Here is a 20,858-nt window from a genome sequence, read left to right as displayed (position 1 = left end):
CTTCAACCTCTCGCTACTGCGATGTGAGCACTCTCGACTCCAACGCGGTCACCGGTGGTTGCCGCAAGTCCAAGCGCCTCAACAACTGGGCATTCGCGGCAACGACCACAGTGGATACCGACATCAGGATTGCTCCGACCTCCATCGGCAGCACGAACCCGACGGGCGCCAGCACTCCCGCAGCGAGGGGAACCGAGATCGCGTTGTATCCCGCTGCCCACCAAAGGTTCTGAACCATCTTCCGGTAGGTGGCGCGGGACAGCTCGATGACCGAGCTCACCGAACGCGGATCATCGCTGGCCAGAACAACTCCCGCCGACGCGATCGCCACGTCGGTTCCGGCACCGATCGCGATGCCCACATCCGCCTGGGCGAGTGCCGGCGCATCGTTGACCCCGTCACCGACCATCGCCACGCGGTGGCCCGCAGCCTGAAGCCGAGATACGTGCGCTCCCTTGTCCTGCGGAAGCACTTCGGCGAAAACTTCGTCGATCCCGAGCCTGCGAGCCACCGAATGAGCCACGGCCTCCGCGTCTCCGGTGACCATGGCCACCCGCACACCGCGAGCATGGAGGGCGTCGACGGCCAATGCTGATTCCGGGCGAATCTCGTCGGCCAATGCCAATGCGCCGATTACCTTCTCGTCACGCACTACATGCAGGACGGTCGACCCGTCACTGAGCCACTCTTCGGTCCCCGGGATCGCGGTGGCCCCGACCGATCGCAGCATCCCCGGTCCACCGACACCGACGCGTGCACCGGCGACGTCCGCAGCAACCCCGATCCCGTTGTGCGCCTGAAAGTCGGAACCCGAAGTGAATTCGAGCGACAACTCCCGCGCCGCCGCGACGACGGCGCGCCCGAGTGGATGTTCGCTGTCGAACTCGACGGCAGCCGCTGCGCTGAGAACGTCGTCATCGGAATACCCGTCGACACCGCGTACACCGACCACTGCGGGCTCCCCCTTGGTGAGAGTGCCGGTCTTGTCGAAGAGAACGGTGTCTACGTTACGCATCGCCTCGAGGGCCATGCGGTCGGTGATCAAGATCCCAGCCCGAGCCGCCCGTTCCGTCGCGATCGAGACGACCAGTGGAATCGCCAACCCGAGCGCGTGCGGGCAGGCGATCACCAGAACGGTGATCGTCCGGGTGACTGCGCTCTCCGGGGTGCCCCAGATACTCCAGGCGATCGCGGTCAGCACTGCCGCGCCGAGTGCGTACCAGAACAGCAGAGCAGCGGCCTTGTCCGCCAACACCTGCGCGCGACTCGACGAGTTCTGGGCTTGCTCGACCAGGCGCCGGATACCGGCGAGCGCGGTGTCTTCTCCCACGGCGGTGACTCGAAGCCGAAGTGCCGAGTCGGTGGCTACCGTGCCGGCCACCACCTGATCTCCGACAGTCCGGCGGACGGTCTTCGACTCGCCCGTAATCATGGATTCGTCCATGTCGGCGCTTCCCTCGACCACCGTTCCGTCCGAGGGAACACGGGCGCCGGGACGAACTATCACCAGGTCGCCGGTCGCCAGAGCTGCGGTGGGCACGGTTTCCACCGATTCCCCCACCACCCGTTCTGCCTCGTCGGGCAGCAAAGCGGCAAGTGAATCCAAGGCGCTCGATGTCTGACTGAGCGAACGCATCTCGATCCAGTGGCCCAACAACATGATCACGATCAGAAGCGCGAGCTCCCACCAGAAATCGAGAGTGTGATCCACCCAGTGCAGACTCGCAGCCCATGACGCGAAGAAGGCCACGGTGATCGCGAGCGCGATCAACAGCATCATTCCCGGCTGCCGAGAACGGATTTCGGCAACAGCGCCGGTGAGGAACGGCTTGCCACCCCAGAAGTACATCACCGTGCCGAGTACCGGTGAGATCCATTCCACCAGAGAGTTTTCCGGCAGTGTGTACCCGACCAGATCAGCGAACATCGCGTCTGCCGCAACGACCGGAACCGCGATGACCAGCATGACTGCAAACAACGTCCGGAACTGTGCGACGTGATCCCCGTGACCACCGTGTGCCCCATGCTCCATCTGGCCATGGCTCATCTCGCTATGCTCCATCTGGCCATGGTCCATCTGACTGTGATCCATGTGGCGGTCATCCCCTCGCGTGTGATTGCAGCACAGCACCGGTCAAGCCATCAGCCTCGAACGTATGCCCAGGTAGCCACCCGAGCAAGGTCACGCGGCCAAGGCCTCCTGTTCAACTCCCCTTCAACATCGCTTCCATCTGAGTGATTTCCGCCTGCTGACCGGCAATGATCGCTTCTGCCATCTTCTCCGCCGACGGGTCGAGCCCGTTGTCGAGTTCGGTCTGGGACATGGTGATGGCACCCTTGTGGTGCTCGATCATCATCGTCAGCCACAACTTGTCGAACTCCGCGCCACTGGCATCGGTGAGGGCGGTCATGTCGTCGGCCGACATCATTCCCGGCATCTCGGCCATCCCGACGCCGTGTCCCGCGTGCGCCGACTCATCCATGCCCTCCATCGAACTCGACGAAGGCTCGGGGCGTCCCCACTCCGTCAACAATTCGGTCATCTGAGCCATCTCCGGGCCTTGCGCTGCCTCTATCTGCGCTGCAAGAGAGAGAAGTTCGGCATTGTCGGTTCGACCGTCGACCATCCTGGCCATGTCCAATGCCTGCGCGTGATGCGGGTACATCCCTTCGAGAAACTCGATGTCGGCGGCATTGACACCCGCAGGAATCTCCGACTGCGCTGCAACACTGGTTGTTTCGGAAGAATGGTTGATGCTCTCCCCGGAGTTGTCCGAGCATCCGGCAATCAACAGTGCTGCCGCTGCCACAACCGGAACGAACCGCGCGGCGCTCTTCCTGACCGTCAAAGACATGTTTTCACTCCCGAGAATAGATTCTGTTCGATATGCACTGCACCACAATTGATTTGACAAGAATGCTGCAAATGCACAGTTGCCACGTTACCGGCGAAAATCCACCGCGAAGCCCGATAACCGGCTCGAACAGGCTTCCTTCATCGAATCTTCACAGTCGAGTGGAAACCACCACGCGCCAGCAATGCAGACACGCAGTCGACTAACCTCGGTCTGATGAGCGCCGAACTACGACCTGGCGAGGAACCGGGGCGCGTTCTTGTCGTCGACGACGAGACTGCCCTCGCCAAGGTTGTCGCCAACTATCTGACACGCGAAGGATTCACCGTGCGCCTCGCCCACGACGGGCCGAGCGCAGTACGTTCGGTGCGCGAATTCGAGCCCGCGCTGATCGTGCTCGACCTGATGCTCCCGGGCTTCGACGGTCTGGAAGTCTGCCGGCGGATCCGTACGTTTTCCGACGCGTACGTCCTGATGCTCTCCGCCCGCGGTGACGAGTCGGACAAGGTGACCGGACTGGCAGCTGGCGCAGATGACTACGTGGTCAAACCCTTCGGCCCCCGCGAGTTGGTTGCGCGAGTGAAAGCACTGCTCAGACGGCCACGTGCGTCGAGCATGCTGCCGGAAGCGCTGCCGACGCCACCCGGTCTCGACATCGACGTCCTCGCCCGCACCGTGCATGTCGACAACCGCCCGGTCGATCTCACACCCACCGAGTTCGCGTTGCTCTCCGCCCTCGCTACCCGACCTGACGCGGCCTGGAGTCGAGCAGACATCATCGCCTCGGTGTGGGGGTCGCCCTGGTTCGGGGACCAACACATCGTCGACGTCCACGTGCGTGCATTACGCCGCAAACTCGGCGACGACGCGACCGATCCTCGGTTCATCAGAACCGTCAGGGGCGTCGGATACTCCCTGAGGTCGTCATGAACGCGGTCGTCATGAAGAAACTCGGGCTACGCGGAAAACTGCTGCTGGCGCAGCTTGTCGTCCTGTTCGTCTCCTGCCTCGCCATCGCCGCAGTCGCCATTGCCGTCGCTGCCCCGCTCTTTCACAACCACCTCATGATGGCCGGCATCGAAGACTCGAATGTCCGTACCCACACCGAAGAGGCATTCGCTCAGACCATGACCATTGCACTGTTGTGCGGGATCGCGGTCGCACTGGTGGGCGCAAGCATCGCCGCGGTCTACATCGTCCGACGCATCACGGCCCCGATCTCAACGCTGGCGGAGGCGGCTCAAAGCGTCGCAGACGGGAACTTCGACGTGACTATCGACAGGTCTGACGTGGACGCAGATTTCACGCGTCTCGAAACTGCCTTTGCCGACATGGCGGCACGCCTTGATCATTCGGATCGGGTCCGCAAACGCCTGCTTGCCGATCTTGCCCACGAATTACGCACTCCGGTATCGACTTTGGCTGCGTACGTGGACGGCATCGAGGATGGCGTCCTCCCCACGGACAACTCTTCATGGTCGGTCATGCGCGATCAACTCGAAAGACTGCGTCGGCTCTCTTGCGATCTGGCGGACGTCTCCGCGGCCGACGAACACGCTCTCGAACTCGATCGCCGAGATGAGAAGATCGACGACATCGTTTGCAGCGCAACGGCAGCAGCGGCGCCACGTTTCGCCGAGCGTGGAGTCGAATTGACGACCGCTCTGTCTCCGCAACCGATCACGGCCGAGGTCGATCGCCAACGAATCGAACAGATCCTCGCCAATCTGCTCGAAAACGCGTTGCGGCACACTCCGAGCGGAGGTTCGGTGACGGTGACACTCGCACGGGAAGGTGACCACCTCTCGGTGTCCGTCACCGACACCGGTGACGGAATTCCCGCAGACCAACTCGAATCAGTCTTCGACCGTTTCCATCGCGGTGATCGATCCGACGGTTCCGGTTTGGGGCTCACGATTGCGCGCAGCCTCGCGCTCGCACACGGCGGCGATCTGTCGGCGCTCCGAAACGAGCAACCTCTCGGCAGCACGCTGATCCTCACCTTGCCGACAGGTTTCAGGCTGCCGCTTTGAACGGATCGTGCTCGGCGATCAGCTTCTCGAGTCGAGCCTCGTCCACTCGAACCCTGACAGTGGATGCCTCCTGCTGATCACGAATCACCTTGGCCAACGTGAACGTACTGGTGACCAAGAACAGCAAGGACATTCCGAGAAATCCGCGTTGCCACGCATCGATCGGAAGATACGCAATTCCGAGGAGGGTGCCGACAAAACTGACGGCAAAGGCTATTCCGGCCTGAAGATAGAAGGCTGCAGTGGTCTTCGAGGGTGTTGTCGGTGTGCTCATGCTTCGAAGTCTGCTCGCCCATCCCGGCACTCGGATGCGTAGTCCTACTCGAGTGCGCACGGTACTTCCCCGGCAAAAATCAGATGCCGTCACCCATCCTGGTGGATAGTCTCGGTCCGGTATCCGGAGTTGTTCCAGAACAGTCAGACGGCAGGAGTGATCGATGACCCGCAGACATATCGCCATGGTGAGCATTCCGGCACCGGGCCACGTCAATCCGAGCCTGGCGATCATCGCGCGTCTCGTCGCCGCCGGTCACCGCGTCACCTATGCCAACGACGAGTCGATGCGTGAGATCATCGAGGCGACCGGGGCCGAATTCGCACCGTACGTCTCCACGCTGCCCAGCCTCGTCCCTTCTCCCGACGGCGCCGAACCGGAGAAGAGCTGGGACGGGGATCTGATCGATCAGTTGACGATTTTCCAGGACGATTACGAGTCGATGCTGCCGCAGCTACGCCGAATCTACGAAGACGATCGCCCTGACCTCTTTCTCTACGACATCGCCGGCATTCCGGCACGAATACTGGCTCAGCAGTGGGGCGTTCCCATCATCCAGTTGTCGCCGACGTACGTTGCCTGGGACGGTTACGAAGCCGACGCCGCACCGATGTACGACGAAATTCGTTCCGATCCGAGAGGCGTCGACCTGCTCGATCGGGAGACCCGGTTCTTCCGCGCCGAAGGCGTCGAGGTCGATCCACGTGAGTTCACCGGACGCCCACCCCGTGCAATCGTGCTGATCGCAGAATCGATGCAGCCCAACGCCGATCGCGTGAACCGCGACGTCTACACGTTCGTCGGCCCCGCACTCGAACCGAGCAGTCAACCTTGGGTGAACCCGGATCCCGAACGCAAGCTCTTGTTGATCTCGCTGGGTTCAGCATTCACCGATCATCCGGATTTCTACCGCACCTGCGTCGAGGCTTTCGGCCAGATGGACGGCTGGCACGTCGTCCTCCAGATCGGAAAGCAGGTGCAGATCTCAGATCTCGGACCATTGCCCGACAACGTCGAAATACACCGTTGGGTACCGCAGTTCGCGATTCTGCAGCAGGCCGACGCGTTCGTGACCCACGCGGGTATGGGCGGATCCAGCGAGGGACTCGTGACCGGGACACCCATGATCGCAGTGCCGCAAGCCGTCGATCAGTTCGGCAACGCCGACTCGCTCGTCGACGCCGGTGTCGCAGTACGCGTCGACAGCGCTACCGTCACGGCAGTAGAGCTTCGTGAGGCGCTGACGCTGGTGAGCGCCGACGAGTTCCGCCGACGCAGCGCGGAGTTGGCAGAAGAACTCGCAGCGGCGGGCGGTGTGTCCCGTGCCGTCGAATTGATCGAAGCCGCTCTACCCGGCAGCGGGCCCAGATAATGTCTGCTACCAGTGCCAGGCGTCGCCGCCCACGTTCTTGATGGTTCGCTGCAGCACAGTGATGGTGGTGACAAACTCCTCTTCGGTGATTCCCTGCATCCGCTCTTCCTGCAGCATCTGCTGTACCCGCGCGGCGCGATCGAACTGCTCGGAGCCCGCATCAGTCGGGCGAAGGACAGACCCGTCTTCGCGCGCCCACCCCAGTTCGAGGGCAGAGTCGACGGCGTCATCGATCACGTCGGTGGATTCGTTCGGACCGATCGTCCGCAAGAGGACAGCGCGCTCCACCCCTTCAGGGTGCAGCGAAAGTTGGTGCAGGACCCACCACCCCGGCTGGGTGACGCCGATCGCTTCGAGTGCTCCGCGCGTGCGCGCGCGAATCGCTTCACCGGCTCGCGCGGTCCAGAATCCGATCGGCTGGTTGGCCGGTGGCTGCATCGCTTGTTTGTTCATGCACACGACGATAAAACCTCAACGGAAGTTAAGGTCAACCACCAGCGAGGTGAAGTTCTACATATGTTGCGTGATTGCTCTGCCGATAATGCGGGCGGCGTCGGGGAACTCACCCGGGTTCGGTCCGGCGTAGTTGAGCCGCAAGAACTTTCCAGTCGGTTCTGCCGGGAACCAATCGTCACCGGCTCCGACGATGACGCCGGCCGACCGGCAGTCCTGCACTACACGTTCGAGGTTCGTGGTGTCCGGGAGCCGAAGCCAGAGGTTGAGTCCACCTTGCGGTACGGCATCGAGGTGAGCGTCCGGCGCATGCTCGCGCAGACTCGAGACGAGGAGGTCGCGTCTGGCCTCGAGTTGGTGACGAAGCCTGCGCAAGTGCGTTCGCCAGGCCGGTTGGGTCACGACGTCGAGCGCTACCGCTTGCAGCATCCCGCTGACGTACATCGAATCTGCCTGTGTATCAGCCAGAATCCGCTCGTACGCCGGACCCCGAGCGATCAATCCGGCAACTCGCACCGATGGGGACACGCTCTTGGTCAGCGCACGAAGGTAGACGACGTGACCGCTGTCGTCTCGTGCAGCGATGGGGCTGGGATCTGCGGTGATTCCGAAGTCGAGCGCCGAACTGTCCTCGATGAGGAATGCGCCGTGCCGACGGACGGTGTCGAGAACCTTGTCAGCCAACGACGGCGACCACAGCGCTCCCGTCGGACTCGCGAAGCTCGGTTGTGCGTAGAACGCACGGGCACCGGTCTGTTCGAATGCACGCGAAAGCTCTTCAGGATCAGGCCCGTTGGCGCCGCTGGAGATCGGAATGACCGTGACTCCTGCCTGCGCGGCGGCCAGGATCGCACCCCAGTAGGTCGGCGATTCCATGAGCAACGGACGCCCCTCCCCCACCAATGCGCGGAAGGACGTCGCAAGCCCGCCCTGACTGCCCGGAAGTACAACCACGTCGTTCGGCCCCGGCGGCGTGATCCCGGCAGGAGTGGCGGAACCCAATTCGGAGGCAAACCAGGACTGCAGTTCCGGAAGCCCGGCAGCGAGGGGCCGATTGAACACGGCGTCGGTTCGCGTCGCCCTGGTGAAGGCTGCACGAACCAGACCTTCCGGCAACAGCTCTCGGGCCGGATAGCCGGAATGCAGCGCGATCACGTCGTTGGAGGTGGACTGCAGCGCCATGGGCAACTGCAGACGATAGTTCGGCGATCCGAGCGCCGCTGTCTGCCACCCGTAGTCGTTGGGTCGCACGACGCGCGCCGCGCGCACGAAGGTCCCCACACCGGGACGAGCCTCCACAACCCCCTGAGATACCAGTGTTCGCAGCGCCTTCTGCACGGTGACCGGACTCGCCCCGTGCAGGCTGACGAGCGACCGAGTGGACGGAAGCTTCGCGCCTGGAGGAGCCGTCGCGATCCACTCACGCAAGGCTGCGACAATCCTCGAACTGCTATCATTGGACATGTCGAATCATAGTAGCGCTACTCTTCTTTCGCCGCTAGCGCTATCGCGAATCAATGTCCGTTTCCAGACCGAACCCTGAGGCGCCCTTCTCATCTGAAACACAACTCACCCACCCGAACCGGAGAGGTACGTAACCGCGTGAACACACCCATCGATCAGGCCCGCAAGCTCGAGAATGTCAGGTACGACATCAGAGGGCGAATTCTCGACAAGACCGAAGAACTCGAGGATCAGGGGCACACGATCCTGCGACTCAACGTCGGCAATCCGGCCCCCTTCGGGTTCGAAGCTCCGGACGAAATCATGATGGCCATGATCCGCAATCTCCCTACCGCGCAGGGATATTGCGATTCTCGCGGACTGTATTCGGCGCGCACTGCGGTGGTCCAGTACTACCAGACGCGGGGCATCACCGACGTCACCGTCGACGAGATCTATCTCGGAAACGGTGTGTCCGAACTGATCACCCTGACGATGCAGGCCCTCTGCAATCCAGAGGACGAGATCCTGATTCCCGCTCCCGACTATCCCTTGTGGACGGCTTCGGTTTCACTTGCCGGCGGCACGCCCGTCCACTACCTCACCGATGAAAGCCAAGGCTGGGCACCGGACTTCGACGATCTGGAAGCCCGGATCACGCCGCGCACCCGAGGGATTGTCGTCATCAATCCCAACAATCCGACGGGCGCCGTCTACTCGACGGAGGTGCTGCAACGCTTCGTGGATCTAGCGCGCAAACACGATCTGATGCTCTTCGCCGACGAGATCTACGAAAAGATCGTCTACGACGGCCGATCCATGACAAACCTTGCGACGATGACCGGGCGAGACGTTCTGTGTCTGACGTATTCGGGACTGTCCAAGGCCTACCGCGTGTGCGGATTCCGAGCCGGATGGCTGGCCATCACCGGACCACTCGAGCGGGCGTCGAGCTTCATCGAAGGCATCAAATTGCTGGCCAACATGCGAATGTGTGCCAACGTGCCGGCGCAGCACGCTATCCAGACTGCACTCGGCGGACGACAGTCCATCGAGGACCTGTTGCTTCCACAAGGTCGGCTGACGGCCCAGCGCGATCTCGCACACACCACGCTCAACAGCATCGACGGGATCAGTTGCCAACAGGCCGACGGGGCGCTGTACCTGTTCCCCAAGCTCGACGTCGACAAGTTCGGCATCGTCGACGACGAGAGGTTCGTTCTCGATCTACTGGAATCGGAGAAGATTCTTGTCAGCCACGGTCGCGCGTTCAATTGGATCGAACCCGATCACTTCCGGTTGGTGACTCTCCCCAACACCGACGATCTCTCGACGGCACTCGAGCGACTCGGCAACTTCCTCAGTTCCTACAGCCAGTAGCTCTGGGTACCGGGCCCACATACGACTGAACGCCGACCGGATTTCCGGTCGGCGTTCAGTGGTGAAAATCAGCAGGCGATCAGGCAGTGACGATCGCGTCGAGGGCCGAGTAGAACAAGCCCAATCCGTCGTCACTGGGACCGGTGAGAGCCTCGGTGGCGTGCTCGGGGTGCGGCATCAAACCGACGACCCGGCCGTTGGCCGAGGAGATGCCGGCGATACGACGCTGCGAGCCGTTGGGGTTCTCCTCCGAGTAACGGAAGACGACGCGGCCTTCGCCCTCGAGTTCGTCGAGAACCTTCTCGGACGCCTGGAAGCGACCTTCACCCGACTTCAGGGGGATGAGGATCTGCGCGCCGGCCTCGTATCGCGAGGACCACGCCGTGTTGTTGGCTTCGACCGTCAACCACTCGTCGCGGCAGATGAAGTGCAGACCCTGGTTACGGGTCAGGGCACCGGGCAGCAATCCTGCTTCGCAGAGGATCTGGAAACCGTTGCAGATGCCCAGGACCGGCATGCCGCCCTTGGCTGCTTCCACAACCTTGCCCATCGCGGGAGCAAAACGTGCGATCGCGCCGCAACGAAGGTAATCGCCGTACGAGAATCCGCCGGGCACGATGACCGCGTCGACACCCTTGAGGTCTGCATCGCCGTGCCAGAGTTCGACAGCTTCACCGCCGGCCAGGTTCACTGCCCGAGCCGCGTCGATGTCGTCGAGCGTGCCGGGGAAAGTGATTACTCCGATACGTGCGCTCATGCCTCGACTCGCCTGACGGTCCAATCCTCGATCACCGTGTTGGCCAGCAGGCCTTCGGCGATCTTCTCGAGTTCGGCGTCTTCGACACTGCCGTCGATCTCCAACTCGAACCGCTTGCCCTGACGGACATCGGATACTCCTGCAAAGCCCAGGCGAGACAGTGCCCCGACAATTGCCTGTCCCTGGGGGTCGAGAATCTCGGCCTTGGGCATGACTTCGACGACGACACGGGCCACGTGCTGCTCCTCGGTACTAGTGCGCGAACCCGGAGTGAAACGCTCGGGTGATGGCCAGTTTACCGGGCGGACCCGAGATGGTTCGCATCGAGTGATCGGGGCGTGACGGCCACCACCTGTGAAACCCGCCTGCGAGCCCCTTCGGGGCGGCGCATACTCGAAATCATGCGACTGACACATTTTGGCCATTCCTGTGTGCTCGTGGAGTTGAACGGCTCGAAGATCCTCTTCGATCCCGGCAACTTCTCGCACGGATTCGAAGGCATCACCGACCTCGACGCCATCCTCGTGACACATCAACACCCCGATCACGCCGACCCTGCGCGGCTGCCCGAACTGGCCGAAGCGAATCCCGACGCCGTGCTCTACAGCGATCCGCAGACGGCTGAAAAGCTCGGTGGGCGCTGGACCGGCGTCCGGCCGGGCGACCGGTTCAGCATCGGCGACGTCGAGGTGACCGGAACGGGCGGAGAGCACGCAATCATCCATCCGGACCTACCGATGATCGACAACACCGCGTTCCTCCTCGGTGACGCCACCAACCCGGCACGGTTCATGCATCCCGGCGATTCCCTCTACGTCCCCGAACAAAAGATCGACGTTCTCGCCCTCCCCGCCGCCGCACCGTGGCTCAAGATCTCGGAGGCCATCGACTACCTCCGCGCGGTGGCGCCGCGCGTTGCGGTTCCCATTCATCAAGCGATCATCCGCGACGAGGCCGCAGGCATCTTCTACGGTCGCTACTCGGAAATGGCTGCCGACGGCACCGAGTTCCGAGTTCTCGGCGAGGAGTCGAGCGTCGAAGTCGCCTGATTCGGTTCTCACGCACTCACATCGACGATGATCCAGCCGGTGCTCGTGCCACCGGCTGCGTCGGTGAGTGTGTAGAGAATCCTGTCGGTGCCTGCCTTCGTTCCGGCTTCGAACACCACTTCGCCGTTTTCGAGCTTCACGGTGCCACCGAGAAGTGACGTCGCCCCGACGCCGGTCACTTTGATCGAATCTCCGTTGCTGTCATGATCATTCGCGACGGCGTCGACGGTGACTGTGCCGCCTGAGCGGACCCGCGCGGTGTCGAGTGCGGCGTACGGCGGGATTGGGCTTGCCGTGTACCGACCGACGTCGTCGAGTCGAGCCGAGGCAACCTCCGCCGCATCGACGATGGCAGCGAATTCGGTGCCGTCGAAGCGCGAGAGGTCGTTGCCGTTCATGATGGTCGATCCCTCGGCGCCGCCGCCGTGGTAGTCGTCGGCATAGAAGTTGTGGCCCAACTCGTGGCGGAGAACGCGGCTGAAGTTGCCGTCGGACTCGGCACCGACATGCGCGTAGCTGTGGTCGAGTTCGAACTTCGAGTAGTAGGCATTTCCGCCACCGGATGCGCACACGACGGTCGCCTGATCAACACTCGACCCGACCTGATCGGACCACAGATCTTCCAACTGCTCGAGATTTTCACAACTGCTCGAGTACGGATCGCTGGCGGAATCTGCCCGTAGGACAACTCGACCGAGGACCGGCCGAATCCCGACGTCTCTGATCCAGATGGCAGCGGTGCGGGCCATTGATTCCTCGGCCCGATCCAGAGCGACGGCGGGACTGCCTGCGCCGTGCGCGGAGTACCACTCGCCACTGAGGTCCAGTCCCACCACGAACTGCTTCACAGTCTTGCCGACGCTTGCAGCCGAGGCCGGCGCAATGGCCGCGGTGGGCCATTTGGGCTTTGCGTCGATCGGCGCCGTGCTGCGACCGACCACGTCGGATCCGACGAACTCTATCGAAGCACCACGATCGAAAATCACCTGCCCGCGCAGTGTTCCGGCGGAGTCGACGATGGCCGAGACTATTGCGTCCGGACGCCCTTCCACGCTGCCGATGTACGAACGGGGCGCCGGGATCACCGCGTCGGTCAGCTCTCCGTCGCTGTCTTGCACAGCCATCGAGAACTCGGATCCCCGCAGGTTCATCTTGTGAAGGCGCAGTGTGAGTTGCTCACCTTGATCGTCGACGGTTGCGGTGCGGACGCCATCGCTCGACCCGCTCGACCCGCCGTCGACACTGCCCGTCGGCAGCGTGTGAACCGCGCCGGTCGGAGCGGCAGACGCGAGCGCCGGAACGAACGCAGCACAGACGACTGCGCCCACAGCCACGGCGACAAGACCCTCGGCCGACTTGGAGAACACTCTCGTGCGCATGGCGAGATTCCGATCCCATCTACTAGCGGCAGATTAACTGCACGCACTCTAGCAGTGGGAGAGTTGGCTGACCCAGCGCTCTAACTGAACGTCCGTTTTATGCGATTTTGACCCACTCTACACTACTACCAGCAAGGAAGTGGAGAAACGCGAAGAGTCTGCCCGCTCGGACAACCCGGACAGACGACATAGTCTCGTAGCTATCAAATAGTTGCCAACTGCCGAATTCAGGCAGCGCCGAGCTCCTGAGACGGGGAGTTCCACCGATACACCTGCGAGTCGGCTTCGTGGAAGAGGGCAAGGTCGACGGCGTCGAGGACGGCCTGACGTGGGCCCTCGTTTCCCAACTGCTTGGCCGTGATCGACAATCTGACCAGTCCCCCACGTTTGGCGGCACGCCCGGCTCCGAGAACCAATGCGCGACACCACCACGGCTCGGCCTTGAAGCCTTCGCCGATCCCGAAAACCCTTCCCCGTTGCAAGGTTCCGCGGGTCAGATCATGTACTGCCCCGAGGCCTGCCATCGTGCGAAAGCCCGTCTCCGGCAACACCGACATGGCACCGGGCGATGCCACCCAGCGCGGCGGTGCGAACACCCGCGTCCGAAGGCCTGCATGCTCGAGAACGCGGTCCGCAGCGAGTAGTCGCAGTTTCGCTTCGTGCTTCGACAGAGTGGCGAACTCGGCTCGGCGACGCTTGGTCGCGGCCTGGTCGTAGCCGTGCAGAACGATGGCATCGCCGTGCTCGCGACGCTCACGCAGCCAAGCCGTCGTCACCGCGTCGTCGGCCAGTCGGTATTTGTCCTTCAGTCGCGGCGCCACCAGGAGCGACAAGCGGACACCTCGAGTGTCCATCTCGTCTGCGAATCCGGCAGCGAGATAACATGTCTCGTCTCTGATTCCGGATACCGACACGATCAGTTCTGCGGACATACTCCGATAGTGGCAGCTGTGGGTGAACAGCACACTGCCGCCGGATGATCATCCGGCGGCAGTTTTCAGCGCACCTACTGGTTCTTGGAAACCTCTAGTTCTTGGGAAGCGCAGCTTCGATCGCGGCGACAACCTCGGGTGCGTCAGGCTCGGTCCGCGGACGGAAGCGGTTGACGACGGTGCCGTCCGGTCCGATCAGGAACTTCTCGAAGTTCCACTGAATGTCTCCCGCAGCGCCTTCGGCGTCGGCCGCCTTGGTGAGCTCGGCGTACAGCGGATGCTGGTTTTCGCCGTTCACCTCGATCTTCTCGAGAAGCGGGAACGTGACGCCGTAGGTAGTGGAGCAGAACGTCTCGATCTCTTCGGCGGTACCCGGTTCCTGCCCCATGAACTGGTTGCACGGGATACCGATCACGGTCAGACCGCGATCGGCGTACTCGCTGGCCAGCTTCTCGAGCGCCGAGTACTGCGGGGTCAGTCCACACTTGGACGCGACGTTGACCACGAGGACGGCGCGGCCGTCGTATTCACCCAAAGAGGTGGGCACGCCACCGAGGGTGTTGATCGCGATGTTCTGTACTGGAGTTGTCATAGGCTCCAACTTAGCGACTCTCTCCCGCACTGCTCCTTCGCGCACTGCTAATTCGACGCTCCGAGAATGCGATCGAGGTCGTCCAGAACGGTGAGGCCGCCGAGCGGTCCGACGCCGGTGATCCAGTAGGACATGTCCACCAGATGCGGGTTCGGGAAGAATCCGGCGTTGTCTGCCACGGCCTTCGGCATCGTGCCGGCATCGGCCGGTTTCGCGGAGGTGACCAGGATGAGGTCGGCGTTGGCTCCGGAGACGAATTCCGGGGAGAGGTCGACGGAGATCGAGTTCTCCCAGTCGCGTGCGGGAATCGTGAGTCCAGCACATTCGAGAGTGCTTCCGGCAAACGACGTGGGTCCGTACAGCGTCAGAACGTCGTCGCGTGGGCGGATCAGCTGAGCGGTCTTGCCCTCGGTGCTGTGCTTGCTCGCCACTTCCTCGCAGCGTGCCGTGTAGTCACCGAGCAGTTCACCTGCCTGATCGGTCTTGTTCAACGCCTCTGCGACGAACTGGACGTTGTCCTGCCACGGATCGGTCTGAGTTGCCATGTAGACGGTCGGCGCGATGGCAGCGAGCTGCTCGTACATATCACCGTGCCGCGATTCCGTTCCGATGATCAGGTCCGGGCTCAGTGCGACGATCTTCTCGAGGTTCGGTGCCGCGACGGTTCCGACCATCTCGATCTCCGCCGCCTTCTCACCGAGGTACGCCGGAACGCCGGTCGTCTCGCTGAGTACCGCGGTGCCCACGGGAACCACGCCCAGCGCTACCGACGTGTCGAGCTGAACCGGCTCGAGCACGACAACTCGCTGTGGATCCGTCGGTACGTCGGTGGTTCCGCGGGCGTGGGTGACCGCGTGCACGGTGTCGGCAGACTGACTGCCGGTATCCGTCTTGTCGTCACTGCCACACGCCGTTGTCGTTGCCACGATGGCGGCGAGGACGAAACCACCCAGCACGTACTTCGCCCGCGAGTTACTGCGTTTCATTCCCAACACTCCTGTTACCGACTGCTTCCGACCGTCACAGCCACGCGCATTCACCACGGCTGAGCAAAGGATTCACCATCCAATAGTCTGGTGAGCCTAACCTACGAGACTGGAGCCTCATCATGTCTTCCCTCCCCTGCCACAGCGACGGTGTCCTGGGGAAAGGATCTATGCAGTGCCTTTCGGAATTTGTCGCCAATCCGCAAACCAGTCGACGCCCTCACGCCTGTACACGGCAGTCGTCGACCGCCGGCGAACCGATGGTCGGTCGCGCCGGAATGACACATCTGTGGGTATTGATCGAGCACCCCGGCCCCTGGCCGGCGTCCGCCCCTGACGACATTCTCCCCGTCGCGCTCACCGAAAAAATCTACGCAGCGCAGGGCCGTATCCGTGTCGTGGTGATCCGGCGGACCCGCAACCGCCGAGTCCTCACCCCGACGTGCGTACTCGCCTGGACGGACGGCACACGCCAATGGATGCGGGAAGGGGCGGTCGACCGATACGAGGACCTGTCGGTACTGCCGTTCGAATCGATGTTCACCGGAGCGGAACCCGACTTCGGCCGCTCCCGCACGGAACCGCTCTTCGCAGTCTGCACACATGGAAAGAAAGATGCGTGCTGCGCGGAACTCGGCCGCCCGGTCGTGTCTGCGCTGAACGCGGCACAGATCGCAGATGTGTGGGAGTGCAGCCACATCGGCGGAGATCGTTTCGCGGCCAACATGATTGCGTGGCCTGCCGCAGTCTATTTCAGCCGACTGGACGGCAACTCCGCAATCGGTGCTGCCGAGAAATACCTAGCCGGAGAATTGGAGCTGCTGCACCTGCGCGGCCGGGCGGCACTGTCACAGGCCGCTCAGGCAGCCGAACATGCTGTCCGACGCGCCACCGACATCGTCGCCACGGACGCACTCGAGAGCATCAGCGAGAGTGTCGACGGAGAACACACAACTGTCGATCTTCGGTTGGAGGGGAGAGACTTTCGCGTCGTCGTTCGCTCCGGTCCTCCAGGGCTGCCGTTCCGACATGATTGTGGTGCCGGAGGGACCGTCGAATGGAGCGGATGGACCGTCGAGCACGTTCACGAGCAACCTCACTGACCACTCGATTTCGACAAGAGTGCCCGGCAGGCCATCGAACCGAGATTTGCGCGGACTGACAACACTTCGAATCAGGTCGCGATGAAGGATCGACGCCCCTGGTGTTTACAGCTTGCATTCTTCCCATGACCACCGCACTGACGCCGAATGCCGTACCCCGGTCTGCTGATCCGATCAAAAGTGAGGTCGACTACGAAACACTGGCAGAGAAATTCCGTCCGATCTTCGCGGACATCGCACAAGGCGTCGTCGAACGCGAACGCGATCACGTGCTTCCCTTCCAACAGATCGACGCACTCAAGAATGCAGGCTTCGGCGCCGTTCGGGTGCCGACAACACACGGTGGATCGGGTGCGAGCATCCCGCAATTGATCCGCTTACTAGTCGAGCTGTCGAGCGCCGATTCCAATATCACCCAGGCCCTGCGCGGACATTTCGCGTTTGTCGAAGACCGACTGGTCGCCGACCCCGGCCCGGAGCGTGACATCTGGCTCCGACGCTTCGCGGAGGGACAGTTGGTCGGCAACGCATGGACCGAAATCGGCGACGTTGCATTGGGCGAAGCCAACACCAAGGTCTCGCCCGCACCCGATGCCGACCATTTCCTGGCGAACGGGGCAAAGTTCTACAGCACGGGTTCCATCTTCGCCGACTGGATCGACCTGTACTCGCAGCGCACCGACACCGGCGCATTCGTGATCGCGGCGGTCGAGGCGAGACAACCCGGTGTCACACACAGTGACGATTGGAACGGATTCGGTCAGCAGACGACTGGCTCCGGTTCGTCCGCCTACGAGGACGCAATTGTACAGCCGGAGAACATCTTCGACTTCTCGACGCGATTCAAATACCAGACCGCGTTCTACCAACTGTTCCATCTCGCCACTCTCGCCGGCATCGCCAAGGCTGCGACAACCGAGATCTCTCGTCGAGTCGCCGCTCGCACTCGAACCTTCAGTCACGGCAACGATCCGAGATACGCGCAGGATTCGCAGATCCAGCAAGTTGTCGGCGAGGTGTCCTCTGCTGCCTTTGCAGCCGAGGCCGTGGCACTGCACGCAGCACAGTCGTCCCAATGGGCATACGAAGCTGCATTCTCCGGCTCGCCGGAGGAAGAGAAGGCCGCCAACATCGCAGCCGAAATCGATTCGGGGCGAGGGCAGGTCGCCTCGATCGGACTCGTCGTTCCGGCCACGGCCAAGATCTTCGACGCACTCGGTGCTTCCGGAGTGAGCCGCGACCTCGATCTCGATCGGTTCTGGCGCAACGCCCGCACCGTGGCCAGTCATAATCCGGTCGTCTTCAAATCCAAAGTTGTCGGCGACTACGAAATCAACGGAACCGAACCGATTTACGTGTGGGCCATCGGGACCGCACCGACCGAAAAGGATGAACAGGCATGACCGTGACCAGTGAAACCGAAGTCTTCGTCGGCGTTCCCGACACATCCGAGGGCTGGATCGACCGGGCTCGCGAGGTGAGCAACATCCTTGCCGCCGACGCACTCGCCCGCGACCGAGCCGGCGAACCACCGTTCCGAGAAGTTCAGCTGCTCAAGGACAGTGGTCTTGTGACGCTCCTGGGCCCGGTCGAGTTCGGCGGCGGCGGGCAGCGATGGGAGACCGCCTACAAGGTGGTTCGGGAGATCGCCCGCGCCGACGGCTCCATCGGACAACTGCTCGGATACCACTACCTGTGGGCATGGGCAGCCAGATTGGTCGGAACCGATCCGCAGATCTCCGCTGTCGAGGAGCTGTACACGAGCAACCGATTCTTCTTCGGCGGCGCAGTCAACCCTCGAGACACCGACCTCACCGTCGCGGACCGCGGAGACACCCTGGTGTTCAACGGTGTCAAGTCGTTTTCCACCGGCGGCCGAGTCACCGACCTCACGGTGCTCGAAGGAATCATCGACGGAACTGCGACGCATGTGTTCGCTATCGTGCCGACTGCTCAGGACGGCATAGTCTTCCGCGGTGATTGGGACAATCTCGGACAGCGCCTCACCGATTCCGGCAGTGTCGAGATCAACGACGTCGAGGTCGACTGGGCAAGTGCGGCAGGCTTTGTCGACAAGGAATTCCAACCTCTGGTCTACAACACCCTGAACTTCCCCGCGATCGAGATCGTGTTCGCGAACTTCTACCTCGGGATCGCCCGTGGCGCACTGGACACTGCGGCCGAGTACACCCGAACCCGTACGCGTCCATGGCCGTACGGCGGTGACAACCGCGAAATCGCAACCGACGAGTGGTACCTCCGTGAGGGCTACGGCGACTTGCAATCGAAGCTGTGGGCGGCGGAGGCCTTCGTGGATCAGGTCAGCCGTGAGGCCGACGCAGTGCTCCACGACGCTCGCGAAAACCTCACCGAGCAGGCTCGCGGCGACCTCGCCGTACGCATCGCGGCCGCAAAACTTCGCGCCGCCGACGTCTCCTTGGAGATCAGCAACAAGATCTTCGAACTGACCGGTGCCAGAGCCACGTCCAACGATGTCGGCCTGGATATCTACTGGCGCAACATCCGGACGCATACCCTTCACGATCCGCTCGCGTACAAGCGCCGTGAAGTCGGTAGTCGTTTTCTGACCGGCGAGATTCCCGAACCCACCTGGTACACATAGCACCCACGAACAGAAAGAGACCGTCGCACGGTTGGTGCGGCGGTCTCTTTCATCGTTACGACCAGGATCACTGATCGTAGATCGGGTTCCGCGCCTGCTGTGCGGTCAAACGTTCAGCAGCGCGGAAGTATCTAGTGATGGCTCACAAATGACTGCTTGGTGCCGGTCGGAGCCGTTTCGAGTTTGTGCTGCTCTTCTTCGTCCTCGTCGTCGAGCATCGTGGCTTCGTTGAACGGAATCTTCCCGTCGAGCACCTCGATGACGCGTTCCTTGTCGATCGTCTTGGTCCACGCGCCGACCAGGAGAGTCGCGACCGCATTGCCCGAGAAGTTGGTGATCGCTCGCGCTTCCGACATGAAGCGGTCGATTCCGACGATGAGTCCGACGCCGTCGAGAAGTTCGGGGCGATGGCTCTGCAGTCCGCCGGCCAGCGTGGCCAGACCGGCGCCGCTGACTCCCGCAGCGCCCTTGGAGGCGATGATCATGAACACCAGCAGCGAGAGCTGTTCACCGAAGGCGAGCGGCTGTCCCATGGCGTCGGCGATGAAGATCGAGGCCATCGTCAGGTAGATCGCGGTGCCGTCGAGGTTGAACGAGTAGCCGGTGGGAACGACGATGCCCACCGTGGTGCGCTCGACGCCTACGTGCTCCATCTTGGCGATCAGACGCGGCAGTGCCGATTCGGAGGACGACGTGGCGAAGATGAGCAGGTACTCACGGGCCAAGTACTTGACCAGCTTGAAGATGTTGAATCCGGTGACCGCGCGCAGCAGCGTTCCGAGAACACCGAAAACGAAGATCAGGCAGGTCAGGTAGAAGCCGATCATCAGGGTTCCGAGCTGGACGACGGCGTTCAAACCGGTCTGGCCGACGACGCTGGCGATGGCGCCGAAAGCACCGATCGGGGCGAGCCAGAGAATCATCGTCAGGATCTTGAACACGAGCTTCTGGATGTATCCGACAGCCTTGAGGATCGGTTCACCCGACTTGCCGAGCGACTGGATCGCGAAGCCGACCAGAAGGGCGACGAACAGAGTCTGCAGCACGCTGCCGGCTGTGAGGGAGGACAGCATCGACGTCGGAATGATGGACGCGATGAAGTCCCAGGTACCGCCCGCGCTGTGGGCCTGATCTGCAAGCTTGGCCACGGAGGCCGCATTGGGCGTGATGTTCAGGCCACTGCCCGGGTTGAGCAGGTTGCCGACGCCCAGGCCGATCGCGAGTGCGATGGTGGACATCCCGATGAAGTAGGCGAGTGCGAGGCCGCCGACCTTGCCGACCTTGGCCGCCGCTCGAACCGAGCCGATGCCGAGCACGATGGTGCAGAAGATGACCGGGCTGATCATCATCTTGATCAGGCTGACGAACAACGTGCCGAGTACACCGACGGACTTACCGAACTCGGGTGCGAGCCAACCGACGAGGATGCCGCCGATGACCGCGACGATGACGCTCATGTAGAGCCAATGCGTCTTGTCGCGCTTTGCCTTGGTGCCCTCGGGCTGTGGGGAACCGTCTACTGTCCCTGTTGCCGTGCTGCTCATGGGGTGTCCTTTGGATCGGATATCTGTGAAGTGATCGGGATCACTTCGAGTCGTGGAGAATTCTTGTTGCAAACAGGTGGGCC

The 20,858-nt window shown here is 62.4% G+C and carries 20 protein-coding genes; 8 read left to right on the top strand and 12 right to left on the bottom strand.

Features of this window, described 5'->3' with window-relative positions:
- Nucleotides 1-13 precede the first annotated feature (13 nt).
- Both ATN38_RS29100 and ATN38_RS29095 read right to left on the bottom strand, forming a co-directional pair.
- A complete protein-coding gene (locus tag ATN38_RS29100; RefSeq protein WP_218749189.1) occupies nt 14-2,092 on the bottom strand; it encodes a heavy metal translocating P-type ATPase in 2,079 nt (692 codons plus the stop codon).
- A 112-nt stretch (nt 2,093-2,204) separates the two neighbouring features.
- The gene (locus ATN38_RS29095) at nt 2,205-2,855 is read right to left on the bottom strand and encodes a DUF305 domain-containing protein (protein ID WP_054188009.1); all 651 of its coding nucleotides are present in this window, start codon (nt 2,853-2,855) and stop codon (nt 2,205-2,207) included.
- 216 nt (nt 2,856-3,071) lie between these two features.
- Here ATN38_RS29095 and ATN38_RS29090 point away from each other — a divergent pair, with 216 nt between their 5' ends.
- Together ATN38_RS29090 and ATN38_RS29085 are read left to right on the top strand one after the other, a co-directional pair.
- Nucleotides 3,072-3,785: a response regulator transcription factor gene (locus ATN38_RS29090; protein WP_003945526.1), complete on the top strand. Its 714-nt coding sequence runs from the start codon at nt 3,072-3,074 to the stop codon at nt 3,783-3,785.
- On the top strand, nt 3,782-4,888 hold the full coding sequence (locus ATN38_RS29085; RefSeq protein WP_218749188.1) for a cell wall metabolism sensor histidine kinase WalK: 1,107 nt from the start codon (nt 3,782-3,784) through the stop codon (nt 4,886-4,888). The genes ATN38_RS29090 and ATN38_RS29085 overlap by 4 nt, the downstream gene beginning before the upstream one ends.
- On the opposite strand, the gene ATN38_RS29080 is transcribed toward ATN38_RS29085, so the two are convergent.
- The gene (locus ATN38_RS29080) at nt 4,872-5,162 is read right to left on the bottom strand and encodes a YiaA/YiaB family inner membrane protein (RefSeq protein WP_003945505.1); all 291 of its coding nucleotides are present in this window, start codon (nt 5,160-5,162) and stop codon (nt 4,872-4,874) included. The genes ATN38_RS29085 and ATN38_RS29080 overlap by 17 nt on opposite strands.
- A gap of 163 nt (nt 5,163-5,325) precedes the next feature.
- Between ATN38_RS29080 and ATN38_RS29075 the strand changes: the two genes are divergently transcribed.
- Complete coding sequence (locus ATN38_RS29075) at nt 5,326-6,534, top strand: macrolide family glycosyltransferase (protein ID WP_218749186.1); 1,209 nt, start codon at nt 5,326-5,328, stop codon at nt 6,532-6,534.
- A 6-nt stretch (nt 6,535-6,540) separates the two neighbouring features.
- Here the strand turns inward: ATN38_RS29075 and ATN38_RS29070 are convergent, their stop codons facing one another.
- Both ATN38_RS29070 and ATN38_RS29065 read right to left on the bottom strand, forming a co-directional pair.
- Complete coding sequence (locus ATN38_RS29070; protein ID WP_037132303.1) at nt 6,541-6,987, bottom strand: MarR family winged helix-turn-helix transcriptional regulator; 447 nt, start codon at nt 6,985-6,987, stop codon at nt 6,541-6,543.
- A 57-nt stretch (nt 6,988-7,044) separates the two neighbouring features.
- A complete protein-coding gene (locus tag ATN38_RS29065) occupies nt 7,045-8,451 on the bottom strand; it encodes a PLP-dependent aminotransferase family protein (RefSeq protein ID WP_003945572.1) in 1,407 nt (468 codons plus the stop codon).
- Nucleotides 8,452-8,589: 138 nt separating this feature from the next.
- On the opposite strand from ATN38_RS29065, the gene ATN38_RS29060 reads away from it, so the two are divergent.
- Complete coding sequence (locus tag ATN38_RS29060; protein WP_003945423.1) at nt 8,590-9,810, top strand: pyridoxal phosphate-dependent aminotransferase; 1,221 nt, start codon at nt 8,590-8,592, stop codon at nt 9,808-9,810.
- 79 nt (nt 9,811-9,889) lie between these two features.
- Here ATN38_RS29060 and purQ read toward each other — a convergent pair whose 3' ends face one another.
- Nucleotides 9,890-10,567 carry a phosphoribosylformylglycinamidine synthase subunit PurQ gene (gene purQ, locus ATN38_RS29055; protein ID WP_003945887.1) on the bottom strand — a complete coding sequence of 226 codons (678 nt, stop codon included), beginning with the start codon at nt 10,565-10,567 and terminating at the stop codon, nt 9,890-9,892.
- A complete protein-coding gene (purS, locus tag ATN38_RS29050) occupies nt 10,564-10,803 on the bottom strand; it encodes a phosphoribosylformylglycinamidine synthase subunit PurS (protein WP_003945817.1) in 240 nt (79 codons plus the stop codon). The genes purQ and purS overlap by 4 nt, the downstream gene beginning before the upstream one ends.
- A gap of 165 nt (nt 10,804-10,968) precedes the next feature.
- Between purS and ATN38_RS29045 the strand changes: the two genes are divergently transcribed.
- Nucleotides 10,969-11,616 carry an MBL fold metallo-hydrolase gene (locus ATN38_RS29045; protein WP_218749184.1) on the top strand — a complete coding sequence of 216 codons (648 nt, stop codon included), beginning with the start codon at nt 10,969-10,971 and terminating at the stop codon, nt 11,614-11,616.
- A gap of 8 nt (nt 11,617-11,624) precedes the next feature.
- Here the strand turns inward: ATN38_RS29045 and ATN38_RS29040 are convergent, their stop codons facing one another.
- The 4 genes from ATN38_RS29040 to ATN38_RS29025 all read right to left on the bottom strand — a co-directional run bounded on the left by ATN38_RS29040 (nt 11,625) and on the right by ATN38_RS29025 (nt 15,505).
- Nucleotides 11,625-12,995, bottom strand: a complete 1,371-nt coding sequence (locus ATN38_RS29040) for an Ig-like domain-containing protein (RefSeq protein ID WP_218749179.1) — start codon at nt 12,993-12,995, stop codon at nt 11,625-11,627.
- Nucleotides 12,996-13,222: 227 nt separating this feature from the next.
- Nucleotides 13,223-13,927, bottom strand: a complete 705-nt coding sequence (locus ATN38_RS29035) for a DUF2334 domain-containing protein (protein ID WP_007734443.1) — start codon at nt 13,925-13,927, stop codon at nt 13,223-13,225.
- Between the two features lie 94 nt (nt 13,928-14,021).
- Nucleotides 14,022-14,519 carry a glutathione peroxidase gene (locus ATN38_RS29030; protein ID WP_003945816.1) on the bottom strand — a complete coding sequence of 166 codons (498 nt, stop codon included), beginning with the start codon at nt 14,517-14,519 and terminating at the stop codon, nt 14,022-14,024.
- Nucleotides 14,520-14,566: 47 nt separating this feature from the next.
- Nucleotides 14,567-15,505 carry an ABC transporter substrate-binding protein gene (locus tag ATN38_RS29025; RefSeq protein WP_218749177.1) on the bottom strand — a complete coding sequence of 313 codons (939 nt, stop codon included), beginning with the start codon at nt 15,503-15,505 and terminating at the stop codon, nt 14,567-14,569.
- 278 nt (nt 15,506-15,783) lie between these two features.
- Here ATN38_RS29025 and ATN38_RS29020 point away from each other — a divergent pair, with 278 nt between their 5' ends.
- The 3 genes from ATN38_RS29020 (at nt 15,784) to ATN38_RS29010 (ending at nt 19,231) form a co-directional block, all read left to right on the top strand.
- Nucleotides 15,784-16,608: a sucrase ferredoxin gene (locus tag ATN38_RS29020; RefSeq protein ID WP_256932199.1), complete on the top strand. Its 825-nt coding sequence runs from the start codon at nt 15,784-15,786 to the stop codon at nt 16,606-16,608.
- A gap of 125 nt (nt 16,609-16,733) precedes the next feature.
- Entirely contained in the window at nt 16,734-18,011 is a 1,278-nt protein-coding gene (locus ATN38_RS29015) for an acyl-CoA dehydrogenase family protein (RefSeq protein ID WP_218749175.1), read from the top strand.
- On the top strand, nt 18,008-19,231 hold the full coding sequence (locus ATN38_RS29010) for an acyl-CoA dehydrogenase family protein (protein ID WP_054188015.1): 1,224 nt from the start codon (nt 18,008-18,010) through the stop codon (nt 19,229-19,231). Before ATN38_RS29015 ends, ATN38_RS29010 begins: the two co-directional genes overlap by 4 nt.
- 131 nt (nt 19,232-19,362) lie before the next feature.
- On the opposite strand, the gene ATN38_RS29005 is transcribed toward ATN38_RS29010, so the two are convergent.
- Nucleotides 19,363-20,775 (bottom strand): C4-dicarboxylate transporter DctA, encoded by a 1,413-nt coding sequence (locus ATN38_RS29005; RefSeq protein ID WP_003945501.1) that lies wholly within the window; start codon nt 20,773-20,775, stop codon nt 19,363-19,365.
- Nucleotides 20,776-20,858 lie beyond the last annotated feature (83 nt).

This window comes from Rhodococcus sp. FH8 (genome assembly GCF_019266085.1).
Taxonomy (GTDB): Bacteria; Actinomycetota; Actinomycetes; order Mycobacteriales; family Mycobacteriaceae; genus Rhodococcus_F; species Rhodococcus_F qingshengii.
The sequence above is the reverse complement of the archived record's forward strand: the minus strand, read 5'-3'. Positions and strand labels throughout refer to the sequence as shown.